Origin of the sequence: Tropicimonas marinistellae (assembly GCF_001509585.1) — a bacterium.
Classification (GTDB): domain Bacteria; phylum Pseudomonadota; class Alphaproteobacteria; order Rhodobacterales; family Rhodobacteraceae; genus Tropicimonas; species Tropicimonas marinistellae.
The window spans coordinates 76,599-97,072 of record NZ_LNCI01000015.1; the positions used below are offsets into that span (position 1 = coordinate 76,599).

Sequence of the window (20,474 nt, forward strand, 5' to 3'; positions counted from 1 at the left end):
GTAACGTTGATCACGGCCTGCTCTCCATGTTGTCGAACAGCTACGACGAGAGCGGGGATGTTGGGCCGAAACGATACGCAAGCCGGGGCCGGCTGTTTGCCGCACGGGCCGAGCAATTTGCCTGTGCATGCATAGATGCGCGCTCGGACGAGCGTATTGCGCATCCGGGTCTCCCGCCCCAGACGGCTGGCACCAATTCACCACTGGCGCCGGGCCTCGGGACTCCGGCGCTTGGGCAAGCTCAAGCAGGACGCGCAACATCCACCAACGTTGCTATATCGAAGGCTTATAGGGGCATCGGAATTTCGTTTTTTGGTCCGCTGGCAGGCATCGCGTATGACTTTCGTGAGCAATGGAACGGATGGGGAAGGACAGCGCCGATGCCTGCCGAGGCGCGCAAGCCAGCATCGCGAGCGGAGGCGACTCCATGAACGCAGCGACGGTGGCAGCGCCGCCGCACGAAACCGACCTGGTCGTTCTCGGGAGCGGTGTGGCGGGGCTGACGGCGGCGTTGACGGCGGCGTTGGAAGGGTTGCGCTGCATGGTGCTGGAGCATTTGCCTGTCATCGGCGGAACCTCGGCCCGGTCTTCCGGTACAGTCTGGCTTCCGGACAATCGCTACATGCGCGAGGCAGGCCAGCCGGAAGACGGGTCAGCGGCGCGCGCCTATCTCGATGCGCTTGTCGGCGACCGCGCTCCGCGTGAAATGCGAATGGCATTCCTTGAAATCGCGCCGCGTATGCAGGCGGATCTTGAGGATCGCGCCGGTATCGGTTTCCGTCCTTATCCTGCGGCGCCGGATTACCGGCAGGATATGCCGGGCGCGGCGCCGGGCTGGCGTGCGCTGGAGCCGTTGCCGTTCGATGGCCGTTTGCTGGGGGAGCGCTTCGCGGAACTGGCCCCGCCGTTGCCGGAACTGATGCTACTTGGCGGTATGATGGTTACTCGGGCGGAAGCGGCGAAACTCCTCCGGGCCGACCGCTCGCTCTCATCCGCCGCACTCGGCGCGCGGCTGGTAGGCCGGTTTCTTGTCGACAGGCTAAGTCACGGGCGCGGTACGCGGCTCGTACTCGGAAACGCCTTGGTCGCCAGGCTGATACAGGCCTGTCTCATGAGGGGCGTTGAGATTATTCCCCGGATCGACACTGTCGCGCTCCGGCGTGAAAAGGCGCGGATCGTCGGCGTTGAAATCCGATCCGGTGACCTGTCACGCGAGATCACCGCCCGGCGCGGCGTCGTCCTTGCAGGTGGCGGCTTTCCGGCCAGTGCCGATTGGCGCGCGAGGGAGTTGCCCGCACCAGTGGCCGAGAACAGCCCGGCCTCTCCGGGTGCCGTGGGGCGCACGCTCGAACTTGGCCGCGCGGCGGGCTCGCAGTTCGGCCCGGCAGGGGAGGACAACGCACTGTGGTTCCCAAGTTCAACGATGCGGCGGCGCGATGGGTCACTCGCGGTCTACCCGCATATTGTGCTCGACCGGGCGAAACCGGGCTCACTGGTCGTTGACCGGACTGGGCGACGCTTCGTGAATGAAGCCGTGTCCTATCACGAATTCGTCCGGGCGATGTATCGCGCCAATGCCGTGCCATGCTGGATGATCTGCGACCGTGACTTCATCCGCCGATACGGGCTCGGCCTGATCCGGCCCCGCACGCGTAATCTTGGCCCATATGTACGCGATGGCTATCTCGCACAGGCGCACGACATAATCGGACTGGCCGAAACGTTGGGCCTGCCTGCGCAGACGTTGATGGAGACGGTCGTAAGGTTCAACGACTTCGCCGAGATTGGCAGAGACGATGATTTTGGGCGCGGCGAGTCAATCTATGACCGCGCGAATGGCGATCCGGAGTATGGACCGAACCCTTGCCTCGGCCCAATCGGGCAGGGTCCTGTCTTCGCCGTAAAGCTGGAGCCGACGCCGCTCGGTACGAGTCGGGGGCTGGTCACCGACATACAAGCGCGGGCGCTCGATGCGAACGGCGAGGCGATCAGCGGCCTCTATGTCTGCGGCAATGACATGCAGTCAGCGTTCGGGGGCGAATACCCCGGCGCGGGGGCACAGCTTGGGCAGGCGATGACATTCGGCTGGATCGCGGCACGGCATGCCGCCGGGGCCAAGACTTGAGGAGGGAGGACAGATGGCAAAGGTAAAGGGCGGCGAGTTGATCGCGGAGACCCTGATCAACGAAGGTATTGATCATGTCTTCGGCATCTGCGGGCACGGGAATGTGGGGCTTCTGGACTGCCTGCACGCGCGGCGGGACGAGATCAAGCTGATCTCCCCGCGGCACGAGCAGACGGCGGTTCATATGGCTGACGGGTTCTTTCGCGTCTCGCATCGGCCGGCCGCGACGCTGACCTCCACCGGGCCCGGCTCCGCGAACCAGATCATGGCGCTGGCGGTGGCGCAGACGGACAGCTCGGCGGTCTTCTCGATGACGGCGAATGTGCCGACCTCGCAGTTCAACCGCGGGCCGTTCCAGGAACTCTACATGCATCACCATGCGGATTTTAACAATGTTATCAAGCCTGTGGTGAAGCGCAGCTTCCAGCCCTCCCGGGTGGATATGCTACCGCTGGCGATGCGTCAGGCGGCGGCGACCATGACCACCGGTCGCCCGGGCCCTGTCAATCTCGATATCCCCTACAACCTCTTTCAGGAGGAAGCGGAGGTCGACCGCGAGCCTGCGGGCAGCGCTTTCGGCAAGCGGCGCAGCGGCGCCAGCACGGAGGATGTCGCCAAGGTCGCCGACTGGCTGCTCTCCGCCGAGCGCCCGGTGCTGTTCATCGGCCACGGTGTCGCCTTGTCGGAGGCTTCCACAGAATTGACCGCATTGGCCAAGGGCCTCGGCATTCCAGTGATCAGCTCGCCCAACGGCATGGGCTGCATCGACATGACAGACCCGCTCTCGCTCGGCTTCATCGGACGCAACGGCGCCTATCAGGCCAACCAGGCCGGGCGCCATGCCGATCTCGTGCTCGCCATCGGTGCGCGGTTCGACGACCGCTCGGCATCCTCGTGGAAACCGGGCTATTCGTGGAACTTCCCGAAAACCCGGCTGGTCCATGTCGATCTGGATCATGGAGAACTCGGGCGGAACTATCCGCCGGATCTCGCCGTGCTCGCCGATGCGCGCGCCTTCCTGCGCCAGCTTCTGGCCGAACTCGAAGGGCGCAACGCGTTCGCCCCGCGCTATGCCGGTTGGCTAGCGGATATCGCGGGTTGGCGCGACGAATGGGAAGCCTGGCTCGCTCCCAACTGGAACAGCCACCACGCGCCGATCGCGCCCTGGCGGATCGTCGAGGATTGCCAGCGCGTGCTGCCGGAGGACGCCATCCTGTCGCTCGATTCCGGCGTGCATCACAACTGGTACATGCAGTTCTGGAAGGCACGAAGGCCGATGTCGATGCTGAACACCTGGGGCTATTCCGGCATGGGCTTTGGCCCATCCTCGATCCTCGGCGCCAAGCTCGCCGCACCTGAGCGCACCTGCGTCTCGATCTGCGGCGATGGCGGCTTCACCATGGTGCCGCATGTTCTCTGCACGGCGGTCGAATATGACATCCCCGTGGTCTGGGTGGTCTGGAACAACTTCGCCTGGGGCGCGATCCGCGACCTGCAATACGGCTATTTCGAAGGCCGCGAATACGGCACGGCGTTCTATGCCGGCGAGAACCGCGAGCCCTACAACCCCGATTTCGCCGCCTGGGCGCGCGCGGCGGGCGTGGATGGCTACACCGTCACCAAGAGCCAGGATTTCGCGGGGACGCTGGAAGCGGCCATCAAATCCAACCGGCCCGCGCTGATCGACGTCCATGTCGATGCCGATGTGCGCCCGCCGGCAACCGGCACCTGGGAATTGCCGCCGCTGCCGCCCAAGGAGCCGGTCTATGGCGGCCCCTGGCGGCCCTGACAGTTTCGAGGAGGAGAAAACATGCCCGAGCGTAAGAGCGTCATCCGCAACATGGCCGAGGAGCCATGGCAGCAATATCCCGGCCATTTCGGCTCGGCCCTGTCAAAGGCGTTGGTCGCGCCGAACACGGTGGGCTCGAAACTCGTCGACTACCGGATCTCGACGTATCAGCCGATGGCCTATGTCGAGCGGCATGTGCACAAGGTACAGGAGCAAGTTTATCACATCCTCGCAGGCGAGGGGCTGATGGAGATTGGCGAGGAGCGGTTCGTCGTCCGGGCCAATGACATCATCTTCATCGCGCCCGGTGACTGGCATTCGATCCAGAACACCGGGCTCGGCGACCTCACCTTCATCGTTGTCACCACACCGGTTGTCGACGAATAGGCTTAGGCCGGTTCGCCCAACACCTCCGGCGTATCCGGCGCGGGTTCAGGGCGCGGCAAAAAGCCTTGCCATTCCCCACCCTTGACCAGTTTGTCAATGACGATACGCAGCTCATTCGCAACCACCGTGGCGGCCGAACTGAGCGAGTCCGGTGGCAGCGAATAGAGGAAGTTGGAGCGCCGGAGTTGCGCGTCCGAGACCCGCAGGCAGCGGAATTTGCGGCCACGCTGTGTCTCCTGGATGATTGCGCCCATCGGCTTCACCGTCCCGCCGATATGGTCGTTCACGCAGTTCATCAGCAGCGACAGCGAGTCGATCTCGGCCACGACATTCGGGAAAAGCGCGCGACTCTCGAATTCGGCTTCGATCCGTTTGCGCAACCCGTGATCCGCCGTCGGCAGGATCAGCGGTACTTTCGACATCTCTTCCATCGTGAGCTCGGTCCGTCCGGGCAGAAGCTCGCTGGAATCGGGCAGGATCAGGAACAATTCCTCCACCATCAGCGGCTCGACTGACAGGTCCGACGGCATGTCGCGCGTAAAAAGCACGGCAAGGTCGAGCCGGTTCTGTCGGATCAGGTGATCCAAATGGCCGCTCATTGCCTCGACGACATTGATGGAGATTCCGGGGAATTTCTCCCGCACGCGTTTGACCAGCGGCAGACCGACCGCCGCGACCGTCGTCGCCGGAAGCCCGATCGTGGCAACGCCCTTGATCTCTCCATTGTCGGAGCGGGCGATGGTCATCGCCTGATCGAATTGGCGCAGTATCAGCCGCGCGTGATGATAGAGGGCTTGCCCGGCCTCGTTGGGCGTCACCCCCTTGGGCGAGCGTATGAGAAGCTGTTTTCCGACCTCGTCCTCCAGTTTCGCAAGCTGCTGGCTCAGGGCTGGCTGGGCAATATGGAGCACTTGCGAAGCCTTTGACAGGCTTCCCAGTTCGACGATCTTGGCGAAGTAGCGCAACTGGCGGATATCCATGCCGGAGCTTACGGCGGCGGAAAGGGATAAGTCCAGCTTATACCCACTTCCGAATTCCCTATTATTTGTCGTTTTCGCGGACTGATACCCTCGACGCGCAGCGCCAACGAGTGGCTGCAACTCAGGGAGGACAATCGTGACAAATCAAAAACAACGGGCCCCGAAACCGTCATTCACACGCTTCAATCGTCGCAGCGCCTTGAAACTCGGTGCCGGGGCTGTCGCTGCGAGCACGCTTGGCGCGCCCGGCCTTCTGCGGGCCCAGAGCGGCCCGATCCGGATCGGGCACCTCACGCCGATGACCGGCTTTCTCGGCACGCTCGGGGGCTGGGCCGTCGAGGGCGCACAGATGGCCGCCGAGGAAATCAATGCTGCCGGCGGCATCAACGGCCGGATGATCGAGCTGATGAGCGAAGACTCGATCAACCCCGAGAACGGCGCCACAAAGGCGCAGCGGATGCTGGAGCAGGACGGTGCTGATTTCATCCTCGGCGAGATCAGCTCGGCCACGTCGCTTGCGATCTCCGAGGTCGCCGCGCGCAACCAGAAGCTCTTCATCGCCGTCGGACCGCGTTCCGACGTGCTGCGCGGCGAACGCTGCTCGCCCTACATGTTCTGCACCGACATTCCAAACACCGTGATGGTCAATGCCGTGGGAACGGCCTTGCAGCAGCAGGGCATGGTCGCGGGAAAGAAGTTCTTCACGCTGACGGCCGACTACGTCTTCGGTCACGACCTTCTGGCGGCGGCCAAGAACTTCTTCGACGCCAATGATGCGGAACTGATCGGCGACGAGCTGATCGCCACTGACGTCACGGACTTCAGCCCCTTCATCCTGAAGGTCCGTCAGGCCAACCCGGATGTCGTTTGCCTCAATCTCGCGGGCAACCAGGTCACCAACTTCGTCAAGCAATATGCCGAGTTCGGTTTGCCCTTCCCGATGGTGGGCTTCAACCTGAACACCGCAGACGCCTGGGCGGCGGGCATCGGCAACCTCTCCGGCACCTGGCCAACGGTCTGGCTGCACACGCTCGACACGCCGGAAAGCAAGGCGTTCGTCGAGCGGTTCCAGGCCAAGTACGACAAGATCCCGGAGAACCACTCCTGGATCTCCTATGTCGCGATGCAGATTGCTGCCAAGGGCATGATGGAAACCGGCGGGGCAGAAACGCCGGCGCTGATCGAGTATTTCGAATCCGGTGCCGAGTTCGACATCATGAAAAACCGCCGGGCCCATTTCCGCGCCGAGGATCACCAGCTGATCCAGGAGGCCTATGCCTTCACGGTCAAGGAAACGGGCAGCTATGACGACGTGCATGATATGCTGGACCTGAACGCAACGGTTCCGGCAGAGGGCACACCGCTGGAGGCAATCTACCCCTCCACCGAAGGCTTGTCCTGCAAGCTCTGAGACCACTCTGGCGCGCCCGGAAGCCGGGCGCGCTCCGCCTCGACATACAGGACTGAAATGCAGATCGTCTTCTTGCTGGAACAGGTCGTCAACGGCCTCGTTCTGGGTGGCTACTACTTGCTCATCGCGCTTGGGCTGTCGCTGATTTTCAGCGTCGGCGGAATCGTGAACCTGTCGCATGGCGCCTTTTATGCTCTGGGGGCTTACGTCTTCGTGCAGCTCGTCGGCACGCTGGGTTTTGCCGGCGCCGTGGTGATCTCGCCGCTTCTCGTTGCGCTGCTCGGGATCCTCTTCGAGCGCTTCGTTCTTCGCCAATTCTATCGCAAGGACCCGATCCTGAGCCTGCTGGTGACCTTCGGCCTCGCGCTGGTGGCCGAACAGGCGATCCGCATGATCTGGGGCTCGGCGCCGCTGCCGGCGACCTTGCCCCAGGAGATCCGCGGCTCCGTGATCTTCGGCTCCTTCCTCTTCTCCAAATACCGGCTGCTGATGCTTCTCGTGATCGCCTGCATTCTTGCCGGGATCTGGCTGCTGCTGAACCGCACTTCCTTCGGGCGGGTGGTCCGCGCCGGCATTCAGGATCCGGACATGGTCGCGGCGCTTGGCATTCGCCTGCAACCCTACATGACGGCGGTCGTGATGCTCGGTGTTGGCCTTGCCGCTCTCGGCGGCGCGATGGTCGCGCCGATTACCACCGTACATCCGGCGATGGGGGCCGAGATCCTGACCATTGCCTTCGTCGTCGTCATCATCGGCGGGCTTGGCAGCTTCTGGGGCGTGGTTGCCGCCGCGATGCTGGTGGGTGTCGTTCGGGGCGTGACGGTCTTCTTCCTGCCAGCGGCCTCCGAGGCTTCCATGTATGTGCTGATGTTCCTTGTCCTGCTGCTGCGTCCGCGCGGGCTGCTGGGCGAATCCATCCAGAAATTCGAGAGCTGAGATGCAGAGCAAGCACCTGACACTTCTCGGTTCCGCCGTCTTTCTCCTCCTTCTGCCCGCGCTGATGCCGGTCTTCGGCCTCACCAATTCGACCGCCACGCAGATCGTGGTGTTGACAATCGCAGCCCTCGGGCTGAACATGATGATGGGCTATACGGGGCTCGTCTCCTTTGGCCATGCCGCGTGGTTCGGCATCGGCGGCTACGCGGCGGCGCTCTCCCAGATCCACGTCTTTCACGGGCAGATCCTGCTGCCGATCCTGTTCGGCACCGTTTTCGTCGGCCTCTTGTCGCTGGTGCTGGGCGCGCTGATGCTGCGCCGGCGCGGGGTCTATTTCGCGCTGATGACGCTGGCGCTCTCGGCGCTCACGTTTTCCATCGCATTCCGCTGGACCGCACTGACCGGGGGCGAGGATGGGCTTGGCGGGTTCGACCGCGCGACGCTGCTGCCGCTCGATCTCTCCAACAATCTCACCTTCTACTACTTCACCGCCGCTTTCGGGCTTGGCGTGCTCTACCTGCTCATCCGGGTGGTGCGCTCGCCCTTCGGCCATGTGCTCGTTGCGATCCGGGAAAACCAATCGCGCGCGGAATTCCAGGGCTACGAGGTGGACCGCTACAAACTCGCGGTTTTCGTGCTCTCGGCCATGGTCACGGCACTGGCAGGCACACTCTCGGGCTTCCAGCATTACATCGTCACCGCCGAGGCAACCGCCATCGAATTCTCCGGCGAATTGCTGGCGATGGTGGTGATCGGCGGCATGCATGGCCGCATCCTCGGCCCCGCTGTCGGTGTGCTCTTCTTCGTGATGTTCCGCGAGGTGCTGTCCACCTGGTCGTCGGACTGGCTCTTCTGGTTCGGCCTCGTCTTCGTCGCCTTCGTCATGTACCTGCCCGGCGGCATCATCGGTATCGTGGACAAAATCCATCACCGGCTGAACCCGCCGCCCACCACCGGGGCTGCGATGAGCCAGCGCAAGATCTATGAAGGGCTGGACCTGCCGGAGACCCTGCGGCCCGCGCCCTCCGAGCGGGCGGAGGTGCTGGCCGCGCATGGCGTGTCGAAGAACTTCGGCGGTATCCGTGCGGTGCGCGAGGCCGATATCTCCGTCGCCCCGGGCCAGATCTACGCGCTGATTGGCCCGAACGGCGCCGGAAAGACCACGCTCTTCAACCTGATCTCGGGCGAGCATGCGCCGAGCGAAGGCACCGTGGAGCTGATGGGGACTCGGATCGACGGTCTTTCTCCGGCGAAGATCAGCCAGGCCGGGCTTGCCCGCTCCTTCCAGATTACCAGCCTTTTCGAGGGGATCTCGATCCGCGAGAACCTGCGCCTCTCCTTTCAGGCCAAGCATCCCGCGCGGTTCAATTTCTGGCGCGATGCGGAGAGCTTCGAGGACATCAACGGCGAGACCGCCGAACTGATCCGGTTCCTCGGCCTTGAAGGGATCGAGGAAACGCTTGGCGCAGATCTTTCCTATGGCGGCCAGCGGCTGGTGGATCTCGGCATCGCGCTGGCGACCAAGCCGCAAATGCTGCTGCTGGACGAGCCGCTGGCGGGCTTGGCAGCGGCCGAACGCGAGCGCGTCTCACGCCTCGTCACCACCATGGCGCAATACATTCCCGTGCTGATTGTCGAGCATGATATCGACCGCATCCTCGGCTTCTCGGATGTGGTGACGGTGATGAACGAGGGGGCGGTTCTGCTCGCGGGCTCGCCTGAAACGATCCGGTCGGACAAGCGCGTTCAGGAGATCTATACCGGCAGCGGCACCCCCACGGTGACGCCCGTTGCCCCGCATCACGCGGCCCAGGGCGAGGCCGTGCTCAAGGTGGAAAATCTTCACACCTATTACGGCAAGAGCCATATCCTGAACGGCGCGGAACTGGAGGTGCGCCCGGGCCAGATCGTGGCGCTGCTGGGCCGCAATGGCGCTGGCAAATCGACCTTCCTGAAATCGGTTGCTGGACTGGTGCGCCCACGTGAGGGGCGGGTTAGTTTCGCCGGGCAGGAACTCGCCGGACAGCCTGCGCCCGATATCGCCCGCGCCGGGATCGGCTATGTACCGCAGGGCAGGGGCCTCTTCTCCGGCATGACCGTGCGGGACAACATCGCGCTTGGCCATCTTGCCCGACCGAAGGGGCAGTCGGGCGTCTACTGGACCGAGGAGCGGATTTTCGAGTTCTTCCCCCGCCTGAAAGAGCGCATCAACTCACACGCTGATTTCCTCTCGGGCGGTGAGCAGCAGATGCTGGCCATCGCCCGCGCGCTTTCGGCCGATGTCCGGCTGTTGCTGCTGGACGAGCCCTTCGAGGGGCTTGCACCGGCGGTCATCGAAGACCTGTTCCGCGTTCTCGACAGGCTCCGGACGGAGGTTCCGGTGGTCATCGTTGAGCACAATCTCGACCTCGTTCTTGCGCTTGCGGACAGGGTCTACGCGATGGAGCAGGGTGCCGTCTTTCATGACGGGGACGCTTCCGAGCTTCTGCACGATCTCGATTACCGCAAAGAAATTCTCTGGCTTTGACGAAGAAGGGACATGCCATGAGCGAAGATCTCGCCAATGCCACGACCGCAAATCCGCTTGCCCGGCTGGACTTGCTGATTGCCGGAGAGCGCATCGCCGGGCGCGGAGAACCCTTCCGCGTGCTGGACAAGTTCACGCAAACGCCTGTTGCCGAGGCCACCGAGGCCGATCCCGGACAGGTGCAGCAGATGTTAGATGCAGCTGAGGCGGCCTTTCGCGCCGGTGCGCCATCCGCTTATGCACGCGGAGCGATCCTCGACCGGGCGGCACGGTTGCTGTCCGAACAGGCGGAGGAAGTGCAACGCATAATCCAACTGGAAACCGGGTTTACCCGCGCCGACGCGAGGGGAGAGCTTAGACGATGCCTGGAGACACTGCGGCTCTCGGCGGAAGAAGCACGCGGGCTGCGCGGCGAAGTGGTGCCGGTTTCCGGTGCCCCGAACCAGGGCCGCCGCATGGCCTTCACATTGCGCGTTCCTCTTGGTGTGGTGCTGGCCATCACACCCTTCAACTCGCCGCTCAACACGGTTGCCCACAAGGTTGCCCCGGCATTCGCCGCCGGCAATGCCGTGGTGGTGAAGCCCGCCAGCGCGACGCCGATGACGGCGCTGAAGCTGGCCGGGATACTCGTCGAAGCCGGCCTGCCACCGGGTTTCCTTTCGGTGCTCTTGGGGGGCGCGGATGTCACACAGGCGGCTATTGCAGATCCGCGCGTGCGCTTCATCGCCTTTACGGGCTCGACCGCAGTCGGCGGCAAGATTCAGGCCGCCGCCGGGTTGCGCCGGACACAGATGGAGCTTGGTTCGATTGCCTTCACGATCCTCTGTGATGATGCGGTGGTGGAGGACGCCGTGCCAAAACTTGTTGGCGCATCCTTCCGCAAGGCCGGGCAGGTCTGTACTTCGGTACAAATCGCCCTCATCCACCGCTCCCGGTTCGCAGAAACGGTGGAGCTTTTGAAGGCGCAGGTCGAGAGAGTTCGTCATGGTGATCCGTCTGACGACGGAGTGCTCACCGGGCCATTGATCAGCGAGGCCGAAGCGTGCCGGGTCGAGAGTTGGATCGAGGAGGCCATCGCGCAGGGGGCCACGCGCCTTGCAGGAGGACCGCGAAACGGCGCCGTCGTGCCGCCCACGCTGCTGACCGACGTTACGCCGGAAATGAAGGTTTACAGCGAAGAGATCTTTGGCCCGGTGCTATGCCTGATCCCCTTCGACAGCCAGGATGAAGCGGTGCGCATCGTCAACTCCACGCCTTACGGTCTGGCGACTGGAATCTTCACGAACCAATTGACCCTCGCAATGGATTTCGCCCGGAGGCTGGAGGTTGGCGGGGTCCATATCAACGAGACCTCGAGTTCCCGCGTCGACCTGATGCCCTACGGAGGCACGAAGGACAGCGGCTTCGGGCGCGAGGGGCCGAAATATGCGGTCGAGGAAATGACCGAACAGCGTATCGTCACAATCACCACCTGACCGGTCGCATTCGGGCCGGGTTCAGCGAAAGGAATATCTCATGACACGAAAACTCGCCATCGTCTTCGGAGGATCCCGCGGCATCGGCGCCGCCATCGGCGCGGCACTCGCCCGCGACGGCTTCGATGTCGCACTCACCCATGCCAGTGCCACGCCGCCGTCCCCGTTCGAGGTGGAGGGGGCCAGCATCAGCCTGCACCGGGCGGATATCCGCAACGCCGACGAGGTCTCGGCCGTGTTCGAGGCGGTGGCGGCAAGCCATGGCAGGGCACCCGATTGCGTCGTCGCCAATGCCGGGATCAACGTGCCGCCCGGACCGATGGCGAGCTTTCCTGATGAGCGTTTTCGAGATCTGGTGGAGGTCAATATCGTCGGTGCCTTCAACGTTCTGAAAGCCGCTGCTGCAAACGTCGCCGATGGCGGCACGATCATCGGCCTGACCACGTCGCTTGTGCGTGTGGCAGCGCCCGGTCTCGGACCCTATTCGGCAACCAAGGCCGCCGTGGAATGCCTGCTGCGCGCGATGTCCAAGGAACTGGCGGGGCGCAATGTCCGTGTGAACGGGGTGGCGCCAGGCCCGGTGGACACGGACCTCTTCCGCTCCGGCAAGGACGAGGCCGCCATCCAGAGATCCGGCGCCTTGAGCCCCTTCAACCGTGTGGGATTGCCAGAGGAAGTTGCCGAGGTCGTAAGTTTTCTCGCCTCCGACAAGGCGTCCTGGGTACATGGACAGATCGTCCAGCCCAACGGCGGGCTCGTTTAAGCCCTGGTGCATTCGACCCAGGCCGACGCAGCGGTCATCGATAGTCCGGTCGGTCCGAGCGACTTACAGGTGCTCGAAAGATGCCACGTTTTCTCCCAACGGCGGGCAACACCGCCTTGAGCCGTCGCCGTTCCGGTATTGGCACATTCGGGCGAGGCGAATTTCGCCGGCTGGTGCTGGCCGTGCATTTGCGCGATTTCGGCACAGGGACGCAGACAGTCAATTCCCCAAGCGGTGGCGCTTCCACCGCACCACCAACAATACCTCAGGAGATGACGTGGGTCGCTGCGCGGTGATAGGGTCGGGAAGTGGCAAGCCAGAGCACGGCGGGCCAGTTCCTGGATGTGCAGATGCTCAACGATGTCAATCTCAACGCGATGCGGTATTTCGAGGCGATTGTAAGGCTCGGACGAGTGTCCAAGGCGGCCGAAGAGCTTCGCGTCACCGATTCCGCGGTGAGTCAGCAGATCCGGCTGCTGGAGCAACAATTCGGAGTGAAGCTCTTTCGGCGGGACAACCGCCGCCTCGTGCCGACCGAAGAGGGAGAACGGCTCTACATTGCGGTCTCGAAGGCGTTCCGAACTGTGGCGGATGTCCACTCAGCCATCGTCCGCCAGCACCAGCAACGGCAATTCATCATGCGCGTAAGCCCTTCGTTTGGCGTGCGATGGCTCGGGCTGCGGATCAAGTCTTTCCTCGATCAAAACGAGGGTTGGAGTGTTCGGGTCGACGCAACGCCGGAGTACTCCGACTTTGACACCGAGGTCGTGGATCTCGACCTTCGCTACGGCAAGGATACCCGCACAAGCTTGCACGAAGTGGACGTGATGCAGGATTTCGTTCTGCCGATGTGCTCGCCAGACTATCTCGCTGCACTGAGGGAGATCAGCTCAGACCCCATGGAGCAGCTTCGGAACGCCCAACTGATCGACAGCGTAAAAACCTGCTATCGCTGGGATGCCTGGCTGGACCGAAACCGAGGGCACGAAGTAACGCTGCCGTCGCTGTATTCGCTACGGTTCGATCGCTCGTCCATGGCAATCCAGCTTGCCGCCGACGGTGCCGGGGTGACGCTAGAAAGCGCAGTGCTGGCCTGGCGGGAACTTTCCTCCGGGGCGCTTGTTCCGCTTTCAAGCGATATCGAGGTGATCGAGTTCACCGGATACCGGGTGGTCTGCCCGCCGAGACATACGAACCGCCGCATCGTGCGGCGGTTCATCGACTGGGTACTGGAGGAGGGCGCTCGCCACGAGACGGCGGTGCGCGACCACCTGAAAAGCCTTGGCTGTGTGATCGTTGCCGAAGAGGAGCCAGCGCTGGACGAGGCGAGTGCGTCCGGAGCGCCGCGTCACGGTCACAGAGAGACTCAGTAGATGGTCAGCGCGGGAACATAGGAGATCAGCATCAGGACGACGAGAGCGACAAGGTAGAAGGGTACCAACGCCCGTACGGTTTCACCTACTCGACATCGCGCGATTGCGGTCGAGATGAACAGGGTCGTGCCCACCGGTGGTGTATAGAGGCCAACCGACAGGTTGACGACCATCATCAGGCCAAGCTGCACAAGATCGAGACCGATGGCGTTGCCGATCGTGACGAAGAGTGGTCCCAGCAGCAAGACGGCTGCCGGCAGATCTAGAAAGGCGCCGACCACGATCATTACGACGTTGAGCGCGAGGATCACCATCCACGGTTCCGAAAACGTGGCCGCGACCCACGCCGAGAGGTCTTGCGGTACGCGTTCCGCGGTGAGCACCCATTGAATGGTCGAGGAAGCCATGATGATGAACATGACCGCGCCGGTCATCATTGCGGTTTCGACCGCCGCATTCCAAAGGCCACGCCAGGACAGGTCGCGGTAGACGAGGCCACTGACAATGAGCGCGTAGGCGACGGCCATGACGCTGACCTCGGTGGGCGTGGCGATGCCGAAGCGGAGGGTGCCGATCACGAAGACAGGCATGAGTAGCGCCGGGATGGCAGTCAGGATCTGGCTGCGAAAGGCCCGGAACCCGCCCGCTAGTGGCGACCGGGGCAGGTTCTTCCGGTTCGCAACGAACCAGACCATGGTGAACATGCCCGTGCCGAGCAACAAGCCCGGCAGGATCCCGGCAACGAAGAGATCGACGATCGAGACGTTGGAGACCAGCCCGTAGAGGATCAGCGGTATGGAGGGCGGTATCAGTACCGAGACGGTGGAGGAGGCAGAGTTGATCGCAGCGGCAAAACCACTCGGATAGCCCTCCTTCTGCTGCACCGGGATCAGCGCATTGCCGAGCGCGGAGGCATCGGCGACGGCCGAGCCAGAAACACCACCGAACATCACGGAACCGATAATCGAAACCTGCCCCATCCCGCCCTTGAAGTTGCCGACGAGCAGGCGCGCGATGTTGACGAGATAGACGCCGAACTTGCCGGACATCATCAGGCTTCCGGCCATGATGAAGAACGGGATCGCCAGCATCGGGAAGCTCTGGGTTGGCGTGTAGAGTCGCTGGACAATCACCGCCATCGGCTTGCCGTCGATGAACAACGCCGCGGCCACCCCGCCCAGCATCGCGTGTGCCACTGGCACAGAGAAAGCCAACAGCAGGAAGAAAATCCAGATCAACGGCGCGGTCATCGAGGTCCCCTTTTCAGCTGAGGCTGGCGCGCTCGGGGCCGGTATCGTACGTGTCGTCGCCAGCCAGGAGGCGGATGATGTCGATCAAGGCGATCACGGCCATGCCGGCAAAAGCGTAGACGAGACTCGAGTATCCCCAGATCTGTTTGATTCCGAGCGTGGAAAGAGTTTGGAATTTCGACGCCTTCAGGATCGGTTGGCTCGACTCCAGGACGCTGAGCGCGATCACGAGGATTGTCACGTTTATTGCCAGGAACAGGATTGAGCGCGGCTTCGGCGCCAGCAGGTCGGACATCAGTGTGATCGAGATATTGCGGCCCCGCGCGGCCGCGATGACGATGCCTGCACCCACGAGCCACGGTAAAAGCAGCGCATGGATTTCATAGGCCCATGCGATGCCCGAACCAAAGGCATAGCGCAGGATAACGTTCACAAGAAGCGCGACGAACATGAAGCCGAGGCATGTGGCGGCAATGATCCGGCCGCTCCAGTCAAGAAGCGTCGAAACGCCCGTGATCCAGAAGAGGAAGGGGCGCTTTGGCCCCTTCCCCCGTTGTTCCGGGGATGCCTTGTCCCCGGGGGTCATTCAAGACCTGCAGCTTTCCGGAGCGCGGCGACGAGCTCTGGGTAGTTTTCCGCGTATTTCTCGTAGACCGATGACGTCGCCGCCTGATACGCCGCCTTGTCCGCCTCGGCGAAGATCGCGCCTTCGGCTTCCATTTTTGGCATGAGTTCGGCGTCGCTGTCCGCCACCATCTGGCGCTGCATCGCACCGGCTTCCGCCGTCGCCTCGAGTGCGCAGGCCTGAGTGGCTTCGTCGAGACCCGACCACCAGGCCAGTCCGGCGACGACCGGAGTCGTCTCATACTTGTGGCCGGTCATTGTGACGTGGGGCGTGATCTCGTGCAGCTTGGCCGAGTAGATGTTCACCAGTGGGTTTTCCTGCCCGTCGAACACACCGGATTGCAGCGCCGTCGGCAATTCGGACCATGCCAGGGGCGCCGGCGCGGCCCCGAGCGCCTCGAAGATGTCCACGGTCATCTGGTCGGGAGGGGTGCGGATCTTCATACCGGCCAGGCTGCCCGGCTCGGGGACGTTCTTGTTGACGTGTGTGATGTTTCGGATGCCGTTGTCCCAGAAACCGAGAATTGTCAGCCCGGCGTTTTGTGCACGCTCGTCGAGCATATCTCCGACGTCGCCATCGAGCACTTCCCAGGCCGTCGGCAGATCATTGAACAGGAAGGGCAGGCCGAGCAGGCCGATCTCCGGCACGATCTGGGACATCGGCCCCTGGCTATTGGCGGTGATCTGTATCACGCCGGCGGCGGCCGAGGTCAGCATTTCAGCATCATCGCCGAGTGTTGCGGACGGAGCGACATTGACTGTGTGTTCGCCGCCGGTGCACTCGCTGAAAAGTTCGGCCCATTTCTCGGCCGCAACGAAGCGCGGGTTTCCGGGGTTTGAGCCGTGGGCGAAGATGACCTCTTCCGCCTGCGCGGCCGTTCCGGCCAACACGGTCGCGCCCATCAGCGCGGTGACAAGTACAGTTTTCATGGATTTCCTCCTCCTAGGAATATTGGTTGTTCACGCAGCAAGGTTGCTGCCGTTTCCCTTTGGCCGCCGCCTGTTATCCTCCGCTGGCGACGACCGCGGTTTCGGGGGTCAGTGAATGAGCGAACCGCCGTTCACATCGACCTCGGTGCCGGTGCAGTAGGCTGACAATTCCGATGCCAGAAAGAGCGCACAGCCGGCGACGTCCGAGGCTTCCCCGGCGCGCCCCATCGGGATCCCCGCAAGCACCTGCGCCTTCATCTCGGGTGTGAGCTTTCCTTGGGTGATATCTGTGGCGATGAAGCCGGGGCAGATGGCGTTCACACGCACGTTGTCTGGGGCGACCTCGCGCGCAAGGGCTTTTGTCAGGCCAAGAATACCTGCCTTTGCCGCCGAATAGTGCGGGCCGCCGAAGATGCCGCCGCCCCGCTGTGCGGACACCGAGGACAGGTTGATGATCGAGCCGCTCTTGCGCTCGCGCATGTGAGGGACGACGGCCTGGGAGCAGTAGAGCGTGCCGCGCAGACTGACATCGGTCACCGCGTCGTAGTTCTCCGGTTCGATCTCCATGAACTTCAGCGGCTGGGTGATGCCGGCATTGTTTACGAGGATATCGACCTGGCCCCACTTTTCGATCAACGCTTCCATGACATGTTGGACCTGCGCCTTGTCGATGACGTTGCAAGCCATGCCGACGTGTCCCTCGCCGAGGTCTGCTGCCGCGGCCTCGGCCTGCGCCTGATCGAGATCGAGGATGGCAACGGTCGCGCCATGCTCGGCGAAGAGTTTCGCTGTCGCCTTGCCGAGGCCGCGTGCCGAGGCGGCGCCGGTGACGACCGCGAATTTTCCTTCAAGTAGTCCCATCTTCTGTCTCCGTTCTTGCTTGGGCGGTCAGAGCCAGCCCTTGATCTGCTCTGCAACGGCGCGGCGGGAGATCCCGTACATGTCGTGCAGCGTCGGCAGGGCGCCGGCTTCGAGGAATGCATCCGGAAGGCCGATCTGGCGGAAGACCGGGTGCACGCCGGCGGTGAGCAGCGTCGTCGCGACCGCCTCACCGAGGCCACCGAGCCGGGTGTGGTTCTCCGCGACCACCGTGAGGCGCCCCTTGCCGGCCTCGGCCAGGATGGTCTCGGTGTCGAGCGGTTTGATCGTCGGGCAATGCAGCACGGCGACGTCGATTCCGTCGCGGGCAAGGTCTTCGGCCGCGTCGAGCGCACGCATCGTCATGATACCAGTGGAAATGACGAGCGCGTCCTTGCCCTCCCGGATCATCTGGGCGCGGCCCAGTTTGAATTGGTAGTCCGGTTTGTGCTTCTGCAGCACGTTTGCGACCTGGCCACGCAGGAGGCGGGCATAGACCGGGCCGTTCCAAGCGACCAGTTCGGGCACCATCTGCGCCACGTCCGTCGCGTCGCAGGGATCGACGATGGCGATGTCCGGCAGGCCGCGGAATATCGCGATGTCCTCAGTGGCTTGGTGGCTCGGCCCGTAGCCCGAGGTCAGCCCGGGCAACGCGCAACAGATCTTCACCGGCAAGCCTTCCTCGGCGATGGTCTGCGAGACAAAGTCGTAGGCTCTGCGGGAGGCGAAGACGGCGTAGGTCGTGGCGAAGGGGATGAACCCTTCGTGTGCAAGCCCGGCGGCAGCTCCCATCAAGAGCTGCTCGGCCATGCCTATCTGATAGAACCGATCCGGGTGCGCCTGGGCGAAGATATGCAGGTCGGTGTACTTCGAGAGGTCCGCCGAGAGGCCGACGATCCGGTCGTCCGTCTCCGCAAGTTTCGCCAACGCATTGCCGAACGGCGCGGAAACGGTGCCATAGCCCTCCGCTTCCAAAGAAGCGATCATGGCGGAGGTGGCCTGCCGGCCGTCGGGCACCTTCCGGGGCTCGTATTTTCTTGCGCGGGTTGCAGCGGTCATTCGGGAGCCTCCTCGTCCAGCACTGCGAGGGCCTTCTGCCACTCGTCGGGCTCGACCCGGACGAAATGGGTGATCTCGCGGGATTCGAGGAACGGAACGCCCTTGCACATCCGCGTGTCGCAGACGATCACCCGTGGTTCCGGGCCGCTGTGAGCGCGGGCGGCATCAAAGGCCTCCCGAAGCGCAGAGATGTCGTTGCCATCGACCCGTTGGGCGAACCAACCGAATGCGGTGAACTTCGCATCTATCGGCTCGGCGGAGAGCATGCCGGTCGAGGCGCCATCTGCTTGCTGGTTGTTGAAATCGACGATGCAGACCAGGTTATCGAGCTTGTGGTGCGCGGCACCCATCGCCGCCTCCCAGGTCGATCCCTCGCCCAATTCACCGTCGGACATCAGGTTGAAGACCAGTGCCGGGTTCCCCTTGCGCTTGAGGCCAAGTGCGCGGCCCACGGCGACCGAAAGGCCGAGTCCCAGTGAGCCGCCGCTCATCTCCATTCCCGGCGTGTAGCTTGCCATGCCCGACATCGGCATCCGGCTGTCGTCCATGCCGTAGGTAGCGAGTTCTTCTTCCGGAAGGATGCCTGCCTCCATCAAGGCGGCATAGAAGGCGATTGCGTAGTGGCCTATGGACAGGAGATAGCGGTCTCGCCCCTCCCATTCCGGCTCCTCGGCGCGGAACTCGACAGCGTGGAAGAAGGACACCGCCAGCACATCGGCCACGCCGAGCGCCTGGCCGACATAGCCCTGGCCTTGGACCTCGCCCATCTGAATGGCTTTGCGGCGGATGTTGTAGGCGCGGCGCGCCAAGGAAACATTCGACCGATTGCCGGCCGTGTCCGTGATCGCCATTTCCCCTCCCTTCGGATGCGTTCGGGTGCATCCGGTGGAGAGGACCATGCGCCAGGATGTGCCAGGGGGATACAAACTAGAATTAAAATCTTGTGTAGGAGAGCTACATATAATCGCATCCTCATTTCGTCGAACAAGGAGGCCAGTGTTGCGCGCACCGGCACGGCGCAGCACGAGCGCATCGCCGGAGCAGTCCCGGCCCATGATCGCGCGGACGGTTGAGGAGGAAACAACATGCGCCTTGGTCTGGGAAGCTACGCCTATCGCTGGAGCATCGGAATCAAGGATCAGATACCGGCGCGGTCGATGACGCCCTTCGATGTTCTCGAGGCCGCAGAGGCGCTCGGACTTGATCTCGTCCAGTATGCGGACAACATGCCATTGGACAGCCTCAGCGAGACGGAACTCGAGCGGCTGGCCGCAATGGCGCGTGAGAAGGGCATCACGCTCGAAGTCGGCACGCAGTGTTTCAACGCGACGCAGGTGGCGCAGTATCTCGGCATCTGCCGGGTCATCGAGTCGAAGATCTTGCGCGTGGCGCTGGATGCGGCCGACAGCGAGGTCCCGGTGCCGGAGCTGGCAGCTCAACTTCGCCCGCTTGTCGATAACGCGAAATCCGCAGGCATTCGCATCGCCATCGAGAACCATTTCAACTATCCGTCGCCCCGCATGGTGGAGCTTCTGGAAACCGTGAAGGACGATGCGCTGGGTGTGTGCCTAGATGTGGCCAATTCGATCTGCGCCAAGGAGTGGCCGGAAGAGACGATCAGGATGCTGGCTCCCTTCACCATCAATCTCCACCTGAAGGACTACGTCATCGAACCCGATCCTTACGGCGTGGGTTTCCGAGTCCGCGGCGTGCCGCTTGGAGATGGGCGCGCGGATATTCCCTGGATTCTTGACCAGCTGGCGCATTGCCCCAAGGACATGAGCGTGATCCTCGAACATTGGTTGCCACTCGGCGGATCACTGGAGGAGACGATCGCGCAGGAACAACCGTGGCTGGAGCGCACCGTCGCAGCGGCGCGGAAATTCATCGAAGGTCGCTGAGACCCAACGTCCAATGCATCCCGCTGGGGAGTCCATTGGTCGCCAGGAACGAGGGAGGAGAGATATGGTTGATACGGAGCATCGAA

Annotated in this window: 17 protein-coding genes; 10 read left to right on the plus strand and 7 right to left on the minus strand. The window is 63.1% G+C overall.

Going from position 1 to position 20,474, the window contains the following annotated elements:
* Window positions 1-427: 427 nt before the first annotated feature.
* The 3 genes from ARC39_RS23530 to ARC39_RS23540 are packed head-to-tail and all read left to right on the plus strand — an operon-like array spanning window position 428 to window position 4,301.
* Window positions 428-2,125, plus strand: coding sequence for an FAD-dependent oxidoreductase (locus ARC39_RS23530; protein WP_068118812.1), 1,698 nt, complete (start codon window positions 428-430; stop codon window positions 2,123-2,125).
* 13 nt (window positions 2,126-2,138) lie between these two features.
* A complete protein-coding gene (locus ARC39_RS23535) occupies window positions 2,139-3,914 on the plus strand; it encodes a thiamine pyrophosphate-binding protein (RefSeq protein WP_068118751.1) in 1,776 nt (591 codons plus the stop codon).
* 21 nt (window positions 3,915-3,935) lie between these two features.
* Entirely contained in the window at window positions 3,936-4,301 is a 366-nt protein-coding gene (locus ARC39_RS23540) for a cupin domain-containing protein (protein WP_068118758.1), read from the plus strand.
* Window positions 4,302-4,303: 2 nt separating this feature from the next.
* On the opposite strand, the gene ARC39_RS23545 is transcribed toward ARC39_RS23540, so the two are convergent.
* Window positions 4,304-5,281 (minus strand): LysR substrate-binding domain-containing protein, encoded by a 978-nt coding sequence (locus ARC39_RS23545; protein WP_068118761.1) that lies wholly within the window; start codon window positions 5,279-5,281, stop codon window positions 4,304-4,306.
* 136 nt (window positions 5,282-5,417) lie between these two features.
* On the opposite strand from ARC39_RS23545, the gene ARC39_RS23550 reads away from it, so the two are divergent.
* From ARC39_RS23550 to ARC39_RS23575, 6 genes are all read left to right on the plus strand, one after another.
* A complete protein-coding gene (locus tag ARC39_RS23550; protein WP_201455798.1) occupies window positions 5,418-6,692 on the plus strand; it encodes an ABC transporter substrate-binding protein in 1,275 nt (424 codons plus the stop codon).
* 57 nt (window positions 6,693-6,749) lie between these two features.
* A complete protein-coding gene (locus ARC39_RS23555; RefSeq protein WP_068118765.1) occupies window positions 6,750-7,628 on the plus strand; it encodes a branched-chain amino acid ABC transporter permease in 879 nt (292 codons plus the stop codon).
* 1 nt (window position 7,629) lies between these two features.
* Entirely contained in the window at window positions 7,630-10,155 is a 2,526-nt protein-coding gene (locus ARC39_RS23560; protein ID WP_068118768.1) for a branched-chain amino acid ABC transporter ATP-binding protein/permease, read from the plus strand.
* A 17-nt stretch (window positions 10,156-10,172) separates the two neighbouring features.
* Window positions 10,173-11,630 (plus strand): aldehyde dehydrogenase family protein, encoded by a 1,458-nt coding sequence (locus ARC39_RS23565; RefSeq protein ID WP_068118771.1) that lies wholly within the window; start codon window positions 10,173-10,175, stop codon window positions 11,628-11,630.
* 40 nt (window positions 11,631-11,670) lie between these two features.
* On the plus strand, window positions 11,671-12,393 hold the full coding sequence (locus tag ARC39_RS23570) for an SDR family oxidoreductase (protein ID WP_068118774.1): 723 nt from the start codon (window positions 11,671-11,673) through the stop codon (window positions 12,391-12,393).
* A gap of 308 nt (window positions 12,394-12,701) precedes the next feature.
* Window positions 12,702-13,766 carry a LysR family transcriptional regulator gene (locus ARC39_RS23575; RefSeq protein ID WP_236545370.1) on the plus strand — a complete coding sequence of 355 codons (1,065 nt, stop codon included), beginning with the start codon at window positions 12,702-12,704 and terminating at the stop codon, window positions 13,764-13,766.
* Here ARC39_RS23575 and ARC39_RS23580 read toward each other — a convergent pair.
* The 6 genes from ARC39_RS23580 to ARC39_RS23605 form a co-directional block, all read right to left on the minus strand.
* Window positions 13,760-15,016: a TRAP transporter large permease gene (locus tag ARC39_RS23580; RefSeq protein ID WP_068118777.1), complete on the minus strand. Its 1,257-nt coding sequence runs from the start codon at window positions 15,014-15,016 to the stop codon at window positions 13,760-13,762. The genes ARC39_RS23575 and ARC39_RS23580 overlap by 7 nt on opposite strands.
* Before the next feature lie 13 nt (window positions 15,017-15,029).
* The gene (locus tag ARC39_RS23585; RefSeq protein ID WP_068118779.1) at window positions 15,030-15,602 is read right to left on the minus strand and encodes a TRAP transporter small permease; all 573 of its coding nucleotides are present in this window, start codon (window positions 15,600-15,602) and stop codon (window positions 15,030-15,032) included.
* On the minus strand, window positions 15,599-16,570 hold the full coding sequence (locus ARC39_RS23590; RefSeq protein ID WP_068118782.1) for a TRAP transporter substrate-binding protein: 972 nt from the start codon (window positions 16,568-16,570) through the stop codon (window positions 15,599-15,601). The genes ARC39_RS23585 and ARC39_RS23590 overlap by 4 nt, the downstream gene beginning before the upstream one ends.
* 108 nt (window positions 16,571-16,678) lie before the next feature.
* On the minus strand, window positions 16,679-17,431 hold the full coding sequence (locus ARC39_RS23595) for an SDR family NAD(P)-dependent oxidoreductase (RefSeq protein WP_068118784.1): 753 nt from the start codon (window positions 17,429-17,431) through the stop codon (window positions 16,679-16,681).
* A 27-nt stretch (window positions 17,432-17,458) separates the two neighbouring features.
* On the minus strand, window positions 17,459-18,487 hold the full coding sequence (locus tag ARC39_RS23600; RefSeq protein WP_068118786.1) for a transketolase family protein: 1,029 nt from the start codon (window positions 18,485-18,487) through the stop codon (window positions 17,459-17,461).
* Entirely contained in the window at window positions 18,484-19,338 is an 855-nt protein-coding gene (locus ARC39_RS23605) for a transketolase (RefSeq protein ID WP_068118789.1), read from the minus strand. Before ARC39_RS23605 ends, ARC39_RS23600 begins: the two co-directional genes overlap by 4 nt.
* A gap of 234 nt (window positions 19,339-19,572) precedes the next feature.
* Here ARC39_RS23605 and ARC39_RS23610 point away from each other — a divergent pair, with 234 nt between their 5' ends.
* Entirely contained in the window at window positions 19,573-20,388 is an 816-nt protein-coding gene (locus ARC39_RS23610) for a sugar phosphate isomerase/epimerase family protein (RefSeq protein ID WP_068118794.1), read from the plus strand.
* The last annotated feature ends 86 nt before the right edge of the window (window positions 20,389-20,474 follow it).